The sequence below is a fragment of the Cellvibrio sp. PSBB023 genome (assembly GCF_002007605.1).
Lineage (GTDB): Bacteria > Pseudomonadota > Gammaproteobacteria > Pseudomonadales > Cellvibrionaceae > Cellvibrio.
This window is the reverse complement of sequence record NZ_CP019799.1, coordinates 4,056,554-4,070,855: the sequence shown is the minus strand read 5'-3', so window position 1 is coordinate 4,070,855 and position 14,302 is coordinate 4,056,554. Positions and strand designations below refer to the sequence as shown.

13 protein-coding genes are annotated in these 14,302 nt (G+C 49.7%); 2 read left to right on the top strand and 11 right to left on the bottom strand.

Going from position 1 to position 14,302, the window contains the following annotated elements:
- The 11 genes from B0D95_RS17500 to ectA form a co-directional block, all read right to left on the bottom strand.
- Positions 1 to 867: an IS3 family transposase gene (locus B0D95_RS17500; protein WP_149867945.1), complete on the bottom strand. Its 867-nt coding sequence runs from the start codon at positions 865 to 867 to the stop codon at positions 1 to 3.
- Positions 864 to 1,172, bottom strand: coding sequence for a transposase (locus tag B0D95_RS17495; protein ID WP_210403643.1), 309 nt, complete (start codon positions 1,170 to 1,172; stop codon positions 864 to 866). The genes B0D95_RS17500 and B0D95_RS17495 overlap by 4 nt, the downstream gene beginning before the upstream one ends.
- 42 nt (positions 1,173 to 1,214) lie before the next feature.
- The gene (locus B0D95_RS17490) at positions 1,215 to 1,547 is read right to left on the bottom strand and encodes a hypothetical protein (protein WP_078045097.1); all 333 of its coding nucleotides are present in this window, start codon (positions 1,545 to 1,547) and stop codon (positions 1,215 to 1,217) included.
- A 114-nt stretch (positions 1,548 to 1,661) separates the two neighbouring features.
- Positions 1,662 to 2,126, bottom strand: coding sequence for a DUF2721 domain-containing protein (locus tag B0D95_RS17485; protein WP_210403642.1), 465 nt, complete (start codon positions 2,124 to 2,126; stop codon positions 1,662 to 1,664).
- A gap of 73 nt (positions 2,127 to 2,199) precedes the next feature.
- A complete protein-coding gene (locus B0D95_RS17480) occupies positions 2,200 to 3,516 on the bottom strand; it encodes a PepSY domain-containing protein (RefSeq protein WP_078045095.1) in 1,317 nt (438 codons plus the stop codon).
- Between the two features lie 4 nt (positions 3,517 to 3,520).
- Positions 3,521 to 5,836 (bottom strand): TonB-dependent receptor, encoded by a 2,316-nt coding sequence (locus tag B0D95_RS17475; RefSeq protein ID WP_078045818.1) that lies wholly within the window; start codon positions 5,834 to 5,836, stop codon positions 3,521 to 3,523.
- Between the two features lie 89 nt (positions 5,837 to 5,925).
- A complete protein-coding gene (locus tag B0D95_RS17470) occupies positions 5,926 to 7,335 on the bottom strand; it encodes a sodium/proline symporter (RefSeq protein ID WP_078045094.1) in 1,410 nt (469 codons plus the stop codon).
- 32 nt (positions 7,336 to 7,367) lie between these two features.
- Entirely contained in the window at positions 7,368 to 8,309 is a 942-nt protein-coding gene (locus tag B0D95_RS17465; protein ID WP_078045093.1) for a CDC27 family protein, read from the bottom strand.
- Entirely contained in the window at positions 8,306 to 8,701 is a 396-nt protein-coding gene (locus B0D95_RS17460; RefSeq protein ID WP_078045092.1) for an ectoine synthase, read from the bottom strand. The genes B0D95_RS17465 and B0D95_RS17460 overlap by 4 nt, the downstream gene beginning before the upstream one ends.
- Positions 8,702 to 8,744: 43 nt before the next feature.
- Positions 8,745 to 10,019 carry a diaminobutyrate--2-oxoglutarate transaminase gene (gene ectB / locus B0D95_RS17455; RefSeq protein ID WP_078045091.1) on the bottom strand — a complete coding sequence of 425 codons (1,275 nt, stop codon included), beginning with the start codon at positions 10,017 to 10,019 and terminating at the stop codon, positions 8,745 to 8,747.
- 173 nt (positions 10,020 to 10,192) lie between these two features.
- Positions 10,193 to 10,783, bottom strand: a complete 591-nt coding sequence (gene ectA, locus B0D95_RS17450) for a diaminobutyrate acetyltransferase (protein WP_078045090.1) — start codon at positions 10,781 to 10,783, stop codon at positions 10,193 to 10,195.
- Positions 10,784 to 11,135: 352 nt separating this feature from the next.
- Here ectA and B0D95_RS17445 point away from each other — a divergent pair, with 352 nt between their 5' ends.
- Both B0D95_RS17445 and B0D95_RS17440 read left to right on the top strand, forming a co-directional pair.
- Positions 11,136 to 11,654, top strand: coding sequence for a MarR family winged helix-turn-helix transcriptional regulator (locus tag B0D95_RS17445; RefSeq protein WP_078045817.1), 519 nt, complete (start codon positions 11,136 to 11,138; stop codon positions 11,652 to 11,654).
- 109 nt (positions 11,655 to 11,763) lie between these two features.
- On the top strand, positions 11,764 to 14,280 hold the full coding sequence (locus B0D95_RS17440; RefSeq protein WP_078045089.1) for an ExeM/NucH family extracellular endonuclease: 2,517 nt from the start codon (positions 11,764 to 11,766) through the stop codon (positions 14,278 to 14,280).
- Positions 14,281 to 14,302: the final 22 nt, after the last annotated feature.

Here is a 14,302-nt window from a genome sequence, read left to right as displayed (position 1 = left end):
CTATGCAGCTAGCGCTGCCCTTCGTTCAAACTCAGCGGGTGCCACATAACCAATACTGGAATGTCGGCGCAAGCGATTGTAGAACACTTCAATGTATTCAAAGATACTGGATTTAGCCTCATCAATCGAGTGAAATTGCTGGGTATAAATCAACTCTACTTTCAAGCGACTAAAGAAGGATTCCATCGGCGCATTATCCCAACAGTTGCCTTTCCTACTCATACTCGGAGTGGCTCCATGACGCACCATAAAATCAATATATTTTTGCGCCCGATATTGAACACCTCGATCAGAGTGGATGATTAGTCCAGGTTGAGTTTCCCGACGTTCAAACGCCATGCGTAATGCATTGGTGACCAGCGCCTCTGTCATACCGGTATCCAGCGACCAACCGACAATACTGCGCGAATATAGATCCATTACCGCCGCCAAATAGAGCCACTGCTTTTCAACCCAGATATACGTAATATCCGTTGTCCACTTCTCATTAGGTTTGTTCGCGCCAAAGCGACGCCAGAGTAGATTCTCTGACACGTTGTGCATCGTCAAGGCATGGCTTCCATAATTAAACGCCTTACCGTTGTGGGCCTTTAAACCCTGTAGTTTCAGCACATTGGCAACAAAGTTCACTGAACAAGGATAACCTATGGCCTGCAACTCTTTGGCGATGCGCGGCGCACCATAGCGTGCTTTGTAAGTCGCATAGGTGTCCATAATCTGACGCTCGCGGCACTCCCGCTTCTGCTGCCGCTGGCTCTTTTCCCGAACAGCCCAGCGATAAAAGCCACTGCGAGAAACGGACAATACACGGCACATTAGCGTTACCGAAAATGCCTCCAGATGCTCACGAATTAATGCGTACTTCACTCGTGCTGGTTCGCAAAGTACGCAGCTGCCTTTTTTAAGAAGGCCAACTCTTTTTCAAGCTCTGCATTTCTTCGCTTTAATTGACGCAGCTCATCACTTTCATTTTTTGAATAATCGACCCCCGCCACCGAATTGAATTGCTTTTCAGAAAGACGGGTAAACTGACGGCGCCAGTTGTAAATTTGCTGTGCACTAATACCGAGATCCCGCGCTACTGAAGCAGTGGTATTGCCCTCCTGCTCTGCGCGCTTAACGGCTTCGCGGCGAAACTCTTCGGTATAAGCTTGTGTTTTTTTACGTGCCATAGTGAGCACCTCCATATAGGGTTTTCTAACTATACAGGGTGTCTACAATTGGTGGGCAACTCGGATGATTAACGCCGCAAGCAAAATCAAACTGAAATAGCCTAGTTTTTTATGGATCGCTGATTTTTTTAACGCAATCAGATTCGACTGAACTGCAAACAATACAAACCACGCAAAATAAACAATGCCATGTACAACAAAGGCAACAGGCACATTCGCAGGAGCAGAATACAATTTGAAATAGTGCGGGAGCATTGTGATAAAAATCACTCCCAACAACAGCAATGAGAAATTTCCGTAAATAGGCCGCGCGCTGAATGGGTTATTTTCTATTTTATTGGCTATAGCAGTAGAAGATATTTTCGCAGAGTCCATGTTGTTATCCTTTTTTGGTTAAATACCAACCAAAAATATCACCACAAAAATATCAGCGATATAATAACAGCGTAAAAGATGATTTCTTAACCACCGAGTTAATAGGTTAGAAATTTATTCTTTCCTGACGATAACTTGAATCCGCACCGTGCGTGTTGCTAAATGCACCTCGCGCAAAAAATACGCAAGCCCTACGATCAGAGTCAGGGTTGATGCCGTAAAGAGTGAGCTAATCACCCATTTGAATTCCACTTGCAACAAAACCTGCAAAAAAATAAACGCCACCACCATACACACCAGCAATGCAGAACAAGTACAGGCCGTAATAGCCAAGCTGGCATAGTGGCGGCGACGCTCCAGGCGGTGCAACTCTTTGTGGAGCGCATCCGAATTTTGCAAATGCGATGGCAGCTCCTGCTCGGTAAGGCTGCGACCGCGATCAATAATCCGCGCAAGGCGACTGGCCATTACATTTAGCAAACCGGCAATACCGGTGAGCAAAAAAACGGGCGCAAGCGCAAGCTGAATGGCGTGGGCAACATCGCCGAAACTCATTACCAGTTCTGGAGAGGAGGTCATTTTTTGGACTCACATGATTCATTACGTCACAGAGTATGATAAGGACAAGACAAACTAGTCAATCAGAAAAATATTACCGCCCCAAACCCAACCACCGGTTGACGCCTTTTAACCGGCGTAGCACAAAAAATTCAATAACCAAAAGCGCAACCAACGAAATCGCCAGTAGCGGCAGAAAAATTGCAAGGCCAAGAGTGATTGCTACTACCCCAAAACCAACACGCGTAGGCATGGGTGGTGGTGCGCCCAGTACGGCTTCCGGTTTGCGTTTGCGCCATAGGATAAAACCGCTGACGCTGATGAGGATTAAACCGAGGCAGGTGAGTACACCGAGCACTAAATTAAACCAGCCGAATAAGTAGCCTTCGTGAGCAGCGATGCCGATGCCGATGGTGCGATCCAGAAATTTTTTCTCGGCAAAACCGCTCCGCTTTTCAATGCTGCCGTCGCCATTAAGCCATACGTCAGATCGCTGTGGGCGATTGGGGGTTTGTGAGGAGACTTTCCAGCTATTGTGGTGACTGTTGGCAACGCTGAGTTCAACGGGCGATGGCAACTGCAATTGTTGTGCGGCGGCCAGAACCTCGGGCGTTAAATTAAATACATCGCTGGCTTGCGCGCGCCAGCTTTGATGTTCTTGATGGCTGGTTTGTGTCCAATCCTGCTGTTGTTCCGCCTGTACAATTTGGGAGAAATCTATTGCACGCACTTCTTTGAGTGCACTGCCCCACACTAGCGCCCAGGGTAAACCGGAGACTAATAAAAATAATGCAAAGACAGAAATCCAAATGCCGGTAACAGCGTGGATGTCGCGCCAAAATGTTCTGCTGCCCTCACGCAGGCGCGGGTAAATAACGCCTGCCATGCCGCGCGCATTGCGTGGCCACCACAAATATAAACCGGTGATGATTAATACAATCGCCCAGCAAGCCGCCAGCTCAACCAATATTGATCCCACATTACCCAGCAGCAATTCACCGTGAATGGTTTTAACAATATTCATCAGTTGTTCGTCGCTGCGGAATTTTGTAAGCACCTCGCCCGTATAAGGATTTACAAATACCCGCCAGACAGTATCTGCCTGCACACTAATTAATACGGCTTCATCGGCGGCTTGCGGCAAGCGATAGCTCAGTAATTTTCCGCCATCGACCGCCGCCAGTGCGGCGTTGATTTGATCATTAGGCGCAAGTGCTTCGCCCATGACTTGCAGTCCGCGATAATCACGTTCTTGCCAGTGCTCGTAATAAGGCTTGAATAAATAAATCGCACCAGTGAGCGATAATAAAATCACAAACGGAATGGAAAAAACGCCGGCATAAAAATGCCAGCGCCATAGAGTGCGATAGAGCGCTTTGTTGTTATTGGTTGCCGACAGAGTGTTATTCATAATGTTACATATCGTAAGAAAGGCTTAAATACATTGTGCGGCCCGGCCATGGGTGCGCGACAAAACTCTGCTCATCGGTGAGGTTATCCACGCCGAGCCCGACTTCAATTTGCTCGCTGAGATCGTAAGTGGTTTTCAAGCCCACGCGGGTGTAGCCATCCTGCGCGCCCATGACACCTTCGGCGATATCATCGTTTTGCAAACGGCCATAACTTTTATCAGCATATTGTAAATTGCCGCTGAGATCCCATTTGTCACTCAGGTGATAAGTGAGCAATAAATTGCTGCGCCAGCGCGGCATGCGCGGATAGTCATTGCCCTCAATCGTTGTTGCAGGGTTGGGGCCTTCGGCGGTGCTGTTATCTTCAATGATTGACTTGGTGTAAGTGACATTAAAGCGTGCATCCAACTCGGGTACTAACAAACCGGAATAGTTGAGGATAAATTCAACACCATCGGTTTGCACTTCATCGACCGAGGAAAAGGTGTTAACCAGCGTGGCATAATTGTTTTGTGATTCGATAGCATCTTCTATAGTTTCGCTAAACACATTGATACGCGCATAACCACTTTCAAATTGTTTTTCTAACATCAAATTATGATGCAGGCCATTTTCCGGTTTTAAATCCGGGCGCGGCACATTGGAACTGGAATAGGATTGGCTTTGGGAAAACAGTTCTTCCACTATGGGGAAACGGTAGGCGCGCGCAGCGGAGTAACGCACCAGCCATTCATCGGCGGGAACATAACCGAGTGAAAATTTGGGTGAAAATTGATGGCGACTTACGTCATCCACATCCATCAATTCAAACTGACTGGTCTGCGGATTGCGACGGCTAAAGTAGCCATTTTTACTTTCCCATTGTTCGTAGCGGCCACCCAGCGCTAGATCCCAACGCTCGGCAATATCCCAATTTAATTGCACAAAAGCAGCATCGATACTGGTTTCGCCACCACTGCGGCTGGTGTAGCCCGCATTGTCACCCTGCAACCAGTTGGCGGAATTATATTGATCCAGATTGAGGCGATAAGCTTCATGGCGCAGGCCGCCAATCCACTGCATGCCGTCCAGGCCAACATCTTCCAACACCAATTTGGCATCCAGTGTTTGCCAACCGGTATCGTCATAATCGGTGGTTAAGCCGGTGTTATTGAACAAGGGATCTTGCGGGTTGCGGCTGGAGCTGAGGGTGTTGTCTTTGAGAATACGGAAATCGCTGAGGTTGGTTTCAAGGCTTAACTGATCATTCAGCTTGCCTTTCACACGCAAACCAGTGGATAAACTCTTGCGCTCCAAATCGCTGTTACCCAAACGCCCGGCCGCGATATTCATGCCGATGCCGTCTTGCACCAGATTACCCGCCCAGACTTTATTGCCATCGGCATCGCGCACATAGGTGTTGGCGGCGTCGCGCAGGGTATTGCGATCTTCATAGGCGAGATTCAGCAATGCCGACCAATCGTCGCTAAAGTCGTAACCGAGTTTGAGTTTGAAATTATCGGTGGTCGCTTGTTCTACGCCGGTATCGCCGTAGTAATAGGCGGGCTTACCAGAGACATCGCGCTGCACAACCGCGCCGGTGACGGGCGTAAAACCATTGGCCGGAGCAGCGCGATAGTCGTAATAAAACGACTGGGGCTGGCTTTCGTTTTCCAGATGGTTGTAGGAGAAATAAACGCTTAAATCGCCCAGCTTATCGCCATAGGAGAAAAAGCTTTTGGTGCCGGTGAGGCGATCTGAAAAACCGTAGGCAGAGAAATCCTGGGAGAAGTAATCCAGATCCACATGTACTTTACGGGTTTGCGGCAGCGCGGTTTCGATAAGCACCACACCGCCCATGGCGTTGCCGCTGTACTCGGCAGAGAAAGGGCCGTAAAGAATTTCCACCTGCGCAATTTCACTCGCGCTCACCATGGTCCAGCGCGGAGCACCATTCCAACGGGTTTGCAGCAAATAATGCAGCGGCACACCGTCGGCAAATACCATGGAGCGCGGGGTGGCAAACATATTGGAACCACGCAGCCCCAGTGTGCCGTTGGAGTCGCCAATATAGCGTTTGCGAATCACCAGGCTGGGTTCAAACTTGACCAGGTCTTCTGTTGTTGTCGCATTGATACTGACCATGTCTTCCTGGGTCAGCACACTGGTGGGGTTGGTATAACCGGCGTGACTCGCGTCCCGCGCCTCACCCCAAACCCGCACCTCTTCCACCTGCGGATTGGAAGTGCGTTTTTTATTCAATGTCGATTCATGCGCATGAACGCTAGCGGCAGCCACCGCCAAGCTGATCAACGCGACCGATTGTCTTGCAAATGTCACCACAGCAGCCCCTGTTACTTATGATTTTTAACAGGGGCACACTAATGTTTTTGGCGCCAATGCAACAGTGACAAATTGTCGCAGGGGAATCAGCGGCGTCGCAGGTAGGAAATAAGGCCGTAGGCCAGCAGGGAAACCAATAGCGCTGGTAAACCCAAATATAAATCACCGCCGATACCGCACCAGTGCAACACCAACACAGTGCCACAACCCAGCCCCATCAACCACAAGGCTGCTGTTTGCGATATATTTTTACCGAAGATGAGTAATAAAATCAGTGGCACAAACGCTGCTGAAAGCATCGCCCAGGACAAGACCACCAACGCAAAAACCGACTGCTGATTCAGTAGCGCCCAGCCCAATGCCACACAGGTGGCCAACAGGGTGGCAATTTTAATACCGATAATATTGTTGCTGTTTTGCGCTACAAACAGACGCGGCGCCAAGTCCTGCGAGATAAAGGACGAGCAGCTCAATAACAATGAATCGGCGGTGGAAATAGTCGCGGCAAAAATCCCGGCAAGTACCAGCCCAACCAATATCGGCGGCAACAACTCCACGGCCATTTGCGGCAGCGCCAGCTCGGCATCAAAACTTGTTGATTCAGGTAGATAAATTCGCGCCAGCATACCCACTGCAGTTGCCATGCAGTAAAACACCACAAACCAGGCGTAATACCACAAGCGCGTTTGCACGAAACCCTGCGTAGCATTCAGTGAAATAAACCGCACCATAATGTGCGGCTGGGCGATCACCGAAAAACCGGCGAGCAGCCACCCCACAAAAAAGATGCCGACTCCCGCTGCACCGGGTAAGACTACCGATGCCGGTGCAAAGGACAGGAAACCGGGAATATCATTCATGGCAGCCACACTGGCAGATATCCCGCCCAGAGATTGCACTGCAACAAACAGCATTAACCCCATGGCCAAAATCATCACCAACGATTGCGCTGCATCAGTCCAGATAGAGGCGCGAATCCCCCCGGCAATGCAATACAACATCACCAACACAGCACCGATTACAGCCCCAAGCCACGCGGGCCAATCCAGCAATACCTGCAGCGCCTTACTGCCCGCCACCAATTGCGCACCGGCGTAGGACAATAAAAAAATCAGCCCGATAACCGCGGCGATGATGCGAAAGCGACGCCCCGGAAAACCAGCCCAACTGGCGAGCACTCCCACGTAACTGGTCTCGCCGTGATTAAACGCCTGCGCCCGCAGCCGCTGATGCACCCACAAGGACGCGAGAAAATCCCCAATAATCCAGCCGATCATCAATAAACTGGCCGACAGACCCACAGCGTAGGTGTAACCAATAACCCCGATAAACATATAGCCGCTGTTATTGGTCGCCACTGCCGACAAACCCACCAACCAGGGCGGCACACTGTGACTGGCGAGATAATAATCCTGCGCATTGTTTTTGCGCACCCGTGCCGATGCCAAACCAATCACCAAAAAAAGCACAAGACAAACAACAAAACTCATCAACATAACAAGGTCCGGATTACAGGTCGTATTGGTGTTTACGCGTGCTCACCCTTGGTTTGATGCGCATCCAGCAGCAACTGCTCAAACGCAGGCAAATGATGCAGAGGTTGTAACGCCGGGTCTTTGGCAAAATCATCCAGGCGCGCATCGCCATTGATTAATGCTTTGGTTAAAAAATTAATCGCATCATCAAAATGGGAAAGCGCGGCATGGGCGCAGGCCAACTGATAAAACGCATGGGCATTGGATGCATCCAACTGCAAGGCGCTTTGGCACAAGTTAATTGCCCACTGGGGCTCGTTGGATTCCAGCGCCGCATCGGCCTTGTAGGTAAGCGCTTCACAATCGCGGGGGTTGAGTGCGAGGATTTGATCGTAAACTGCGATTTTATTAGCAGGCGCTGACTCTTGCGCGGCGCGCAACCAGAGCGCATGAATTTCTTTGGTGCGCTCAATCGCTTCGCGGTTTTCATCGATGTAAGTTGATTTTTCACGCAACTGCTGTTCAATTTCACGCAGCCGGTCTTCATAGGCGCCGATTAATTTGCGCAGCTCTTTATCGGCCAAGGTGCCCATTTTTTCTTTCATCTCGCGGATGGATGTCCAACCGACTATCACCAACACAGAACTAACAGCGGCAATGATGTAGAAAAAATTGGAAACCGTATTGGTGGCGTAACTCACACTGCGATCGACCGCTTCAATTTGGCGATCAGTAATTTGCTGAATAAATTCCACACGTTGCGCCGCCATATCGGTACGCAGGGCTTTTAATTCATCCAGAATATAACGCTCGGTAAACGCACTGTAGAGCGGCGCATCCAACCGCGCTACAGTGTCTTCAGCCTGCTTGGCACCTGACTCGCGCGCACCATCTTCCGGCAGGGTTTGCGCCTGGATGCCCGCTGCAACTAACAGCGGCAAGAGCACAATTAATAGCAGGATAAAGGCGCGTTTAAACGCGGAGTCTTGCCTCATGCGATAGCTTCCGCAGTCAGTGCATAGGCACCTTCAGCATTGTGAACTTCACGGCCGATTAATGGCGGGTTGAACACACAAGCCAATTCCATTTCCTCAAAGGCACGCAAAATATGTTTGTCGTGCTTATCAAGAATATAAATCGTCCCTGGTTCAATGCTGTGCACCGCACCGTTGGCGACATCTTTTATTTCACCAAACCCGCTAATGCAATACACGGATTCAATATGGTTTTGATAGTGCATAGGCAACACCGCGTCTTTAAAAATACGGGTGATATGAAATGAAAAACCGGCACCATCACTTTTGAGCAATAAGCGATGACTTTCCCAGCCTTCAGCACTGACTGTGCGACCTTGTGTACCTGCATCGGATAATTTTCTAACAATCATAAATACCTCTTTGTTAATTCAATAATCTATACAGCGTAAAAAATTATGCCGTTTTACGTGCAGCGTATTCCGTCATAGTGGCAGCAAAACTCAGGGTTAATACTTGCAGGCCTTTGCGTAAATCTTCTTCGCTAATGGTGAGCGGACAAAACACTTTCACCACTTGGCCCTGATTACCGGCAGTCTCAATCACCAAGCCGCGCTCAAAGGCATTGCGACACACCGAGTCGGCAATAGCACCATTGGCGCATTCAATTCCCTGCATCAAACCGCGACCTTTTAAACGCAGCGCCAGGGGTTGATAGGCATCGAGCATGACTTTTAATTGCTGCTGCACTATGTGTGACTTTTGCGCAATTTCCTGCACAAAATGTTGATCGCGCCAATAGAGTTCCAGCGCGGCGGTCGCGGTAATAAAGGCGTGATTGTTGCCGCGAAACGTGCCGTTATGTTCACCTGGCAACCAGCGATCCAGTGCGGGATTCAGCAACACGACCGACAAGGGCAAACCAAAACCGCTGAGGGATTTTGACAAGGTAATAATATCCGGCTTGATGCCACTGCTTTCAAAACTGAAGAAGCTGCCGGTGCGGCCACAACCGGCTTGAATATCATCGACAATTAACAACATGTCGTGTTTGCGACACAATTTTTGCAAGCCCTGCAACCAGGAATCGGCAGCCACATTTAAACCGCCCTCACCCTGCACCACTTCAACAATCACAGCTGCCGGAATATCCACACCACTGGAAGGATCAGCGAGCAACTTGTCCATCATTTTTAACGTGTCTGCATCGCGGCCGTGATAACCGCAAAATGGCATGCGCTCGATATTATTCAACGGCACACCGGCACCACCGCGATGGTGTTGGTTGCCCGTTGCCGCTACCGCGCCCAGCGACACGCCGTGAAAGCCATTGGTAAAGGCAATTACGCCACTGCGACCTTTGACTTTGCGCGCAATTTTTAAGGCCGCTTCAACCGCATTGGCGCCCGTCGGCCCGGTGAATTGCACGCGATAATCCAAACCGCGCGGTGCCAGAATAATATCGCGCAGGCTGGTTAAAAAATTCGCCTTGGCGTGGGTGTGCATATCCAAACCGTGGGCAATACCGTCTTGCTCTATGTAATCCATCAGGGCTTTTTTTATCAGTGGGTTGTTGTGCCCATAATTGAGCGAACCGGCGCCCGCCAGAAAATCCAGATAAGCCTTGCCTTGCTCATCGTATAAATAACTGCCGCGCGCTTGATGAAACACCACAGGAAATGCACGTGAGTAAGAGCGAACTTCCGATTCCATTTCTTGAAAAACTTTCATAGTCGTCATCCTCTTGGTGAATATTATTTGTGTTAATGCAAATAGCGAAATTTGAGATAAAAGAACCCCTTGGCGATAGAAACTATCGCCATGCAGGAGGGGGCAATTCCTCTAGGGGTCAGGTATGCAGACTGCGCTGGTGGTTTATCGCCAGCACACTGCCGCTATGGATGTCAGTCCAACCAGCGACGATTGGAAAAACGTAACCCCGCGCGCAAGTCATCCAGATGATGATTGATTGGTTTATCCGGACGATTGGGCAGAGGGGCAATTTGCAGGAGGTATTCGTCGTCGTGCTCACCTGCAAAATGGCGATGGCGATCAAACAACATACTTTTTACGGGGATAGCACCGCAGTCGCGGGCAAAACTTTCAAACAGTGACCAGGACGCGCGATTACCGGGGGTAATACTGGTGGTCAGGCGCTGGGCCTTTTCCGTACCTGGCTGATCAATCAACCACGTCAGCATGCGCTTGCCCAAACCTGAGCCGCGCAAGGCCTCACTCACCACCACCTGCCAGACAAACAGGGTTTCGCTGTCATTCGGTGGGCAATAGGCCGAAATAAAACCAACCAATTCCCCCTTAATCAACGCGGCAACAGAGGTATCCGCAAAGTGCTGGCATTGCAGCAAATTACAGTAAACGGAATTGGTATCGAGCGGTGGGCTGGCAGCAACCAGTTGGTTGAGCGCATAACCATCGGTAGGCAGGGGATGGCGCAGCTCCAGGGTGTCCCATAAAAGATCGTTTCTGGCGTTCATAAAAAACCTCCATAGTGCGTCTTTGATAGCGGCAATATTATTACAACACTAATCAGTTGAAAGCCCTTTCAATCAAATAAAAGGTAATAGAACAAAAGGCTTTAAGAAGTAAACTAAGCTCATTACCTATTGAATAAACGCTTTTTATAGCTTTTTATTCAATAAATCACGAATTTAATTAAGCTAAAATATACTTAGTGTACGAAGTATATTTTTTAATGGTACAAAATTTATCCCTTCAGGTCCAGTGATAATTTTGTGACACACCCAACGCCTTGCCGCAATAGTGACAAGCCACGCAACTACAGGCATGCTGCCAAGTCACTCGTACGGATTACCCATGACACATCACATGAACCAGATAGATCAGGTACTTACGTCACTGCGCCGCGTCATTCGCGCCATTGACCTACACTCGCGCCAACTGGTGAAAACCGCCAGTGTCACCGGTCCGCAACTGCGCTTGCTGCAACTGATTCGCAGCCAACAAGGCGGCACAGTCAAAGAGCTGGCCGACGCCATGAGCCTGAGTCAGGCAACCGTCACCAGCATCATGGATCGCCTGGAGAGCCGCGATTTAATTGCGCGAGTGCGCTCACAGACCGATAAACGCAAAATCCACCCACAGCTCACCGCCAGCGGTAACGCCCTGCTGGACACAGCCCCTACACCATTACAAGACAGCTTTGTGCGCAAGTTCGATCAACTGCACACTTGGGAGCAGCACATGATTATCGCGTCATTGCAACGCGTAGCAGAAATGATGGATGCCGAAGCAATCGATGCATCGCCTTTTTTGGATATAGGCTCGCTGGATAGAGTAGAAGCCAGCGAAACCAGCGCGGGGAAAACTGACGATCACAAAGAGTAGTCACAAAAACATCACGCAAACGACAAAATCCCGCCACAGCTCCGTAACAAAATCCACCTAAGCTGCGTTCCTCGATCATCAAACCATCAGGTTTATCAGGGAGCGCACTATGAAATCCAAAACTCACCAACCGTTAATGCTCGCAGCCGTCATTGCGAGCTTAAGCGCACTGCCGGCAGCGGCTGACCTCTACTTTTCTGAATATATTGAAGGCAGTAGCAACAACAAAGCACTGGAAATTTACAACAGCAGCGCCAGCAGCGTTGATCTAACAGGCCATAAAGTGGAGATGCACTTCAACGGCAATACTGCTGCCAGCCTGACGATAAACCTCACCGGCAACATTCCCGCAAACGGTGTATTTGTGCTTGCACACGGCAGTGCCAATACCACGATTTTGGCCAAGGCCAATCAAACCAGCAGCTCAGGCTGGTTTAATGGTGACGATGCGATTGTGTTAAAACATGGCGATACTGTATTGGATAGCATCGGCCAGGTCGGCGTTGATCCTGGCAGCGAATGGGGATCGGGTTTTACCAGCACCGCTGACAATACCCTGCGCCGCAAAACAGCTATCACTACTGGCGACACCATCATCAACGACAACTTTAACCCTGCCGCTGAGTGGGAAGGTTACGCGCAAGACACCCTTGATCACCTTGGCACCTATCAAGGCAGCAGCAACGGCGGTGGCAACAATGGTGGCGGCACTGTCGGTCACTGCGGTGAAACTGCCACCAGGATCGCAAGCGTTCAAGGCACTGGCGCTGCAAGTCCGCTCCTTGGCAATCACGTCAGTCTCGAAGCAATCGTGGTCGCTGATTTCCAAAATGCCAATCAATTGGGCGGATTTTTTATTCAGGAAGAAGATGCCGACAGCGATAGTAACCCTGCGACATCAGAAGGCATTTATATCGCCAGCACTACACCGGTTGCTGTCGGTGATCGCGTACGCGTGAACGGGACAGTTGCCGAAACATTCGAATTAACCCAACTCAACAACACTACCGTTACTCTGTGTGCGAGCAATCAACCGCTTCCAACACCGGCGACCATTTCATTGCCCGTCGTATCACTGAATGCATTTGAAAATATCGAAGGCATGTCTGTGGCGATTGCACAAACCCTTACGGTCAATGAAACCTATCAATTGGGCCGATACGGACAAGTGTTGCTGGCCAATGGCCGCCTGCAGCAACCAACCAATGTGGTCGAACCCGGCGCCGCGGCTAATGCACTGCAAGCGCAAAACAATTTGAATAAGTTGATGATGGATGATGGCAGCAATCTGCAAAACCCTGATCCGGTTATTTTCCCTGCTCCCGGCTTATCCGCTGAGAACACCTTACGCAGCGGCGATACAGTAGCGAATTTGCAAGGCGTAATCACTTACGATTTTGGCATGTATCGCATATTGCCCACCAGCACACCACACTTTGTTCACACCAATGCACGACCGCTCGCACCGGAAATCGATTCGGCCGCGAATTTAAAAATCGCCAGCTTTAACGTGCTGAACTTTTTCAACGGCGATGGCACTGGCGGTGGTTTCCCAACTGCACGGGGCGCAAACAATCCAGCAGAGTTCGCACGACAAAAAGAAAAAATAGTGAGCGCACTGGTTGGTTTGAATGCTGACGTAATTGGTTTGATTGAAATCGAAAACGATGGTTACAGCAACACCAGTGCAATTGCCGAGTTAGCCGCCGCAATGAATTCTGCAACCGGCACCAGCGCATGGAAATTCATTAACCCCGGCACAAATAAAATCGGCACCGACGCAATTGCCGTTGGATTTATTTATCGCAGCGACAAGGCAACAGCCATCGGCAAGACCGCGATCCTCGACTCCAGTGTCAACCCACAGTTTATCGATACCAAAAACCGCCCTGCGCTCGCGCAAAGTTTCCGGGTCAATGGCAATCGTGCAATAGCAACGGCTGTTGTTAATCATTTCAAATCCAAAGGTTCGGATTGCAATGATGTGGGTGATACCGACATTGGCGATGGCCAAGGTAATTGCAATATCACGCGCACCCAAGCCGCTAATGCCTTAGTGAATTGGTTAAGCACTCACCCAACCGGTGTGAATGATCGCGACTACCTGATCATTGGCGATTTAAATGCATACGCAAAAGAAGACCCCATCACTCACATCATCAATGCAGGCTACACCAATTTGATACATAAATTCGGTGGCGACACGGCTTACTCTTATGTATTTGATGGTCAAGCTGGTTATCTGGATCACAGCCTCGCAAGCGGTTCACTCACGCCGCAAGTGTTGTACACCTCCGATTGGCACATCAACGCCGATGAACCCATCAGCCTGGATTACAACACTGAATTTAAATCCGATGCGCAAAACATAAGTTTTTATAGCCCCGATGCCTATCGCTCATCCGATCATGACCCGTTAGTTGTGTCGCTCAATTTAATCATTGATTTGGATGGCGATGGTGATGTGGATAAAAACGATGTCCAACTCGTTACCGCCGCACGCGGAGCCACACCAACGGCATTCGACCAACGCGACGTAAACGGCGATGGTGCTATAAACATTAATGATGCCCGCGCACTTACCTTGCAATGCATTCGCCCTGGCTGCGCAATCAATTCACTGTAAATAATCATGCAACCAACAAGGC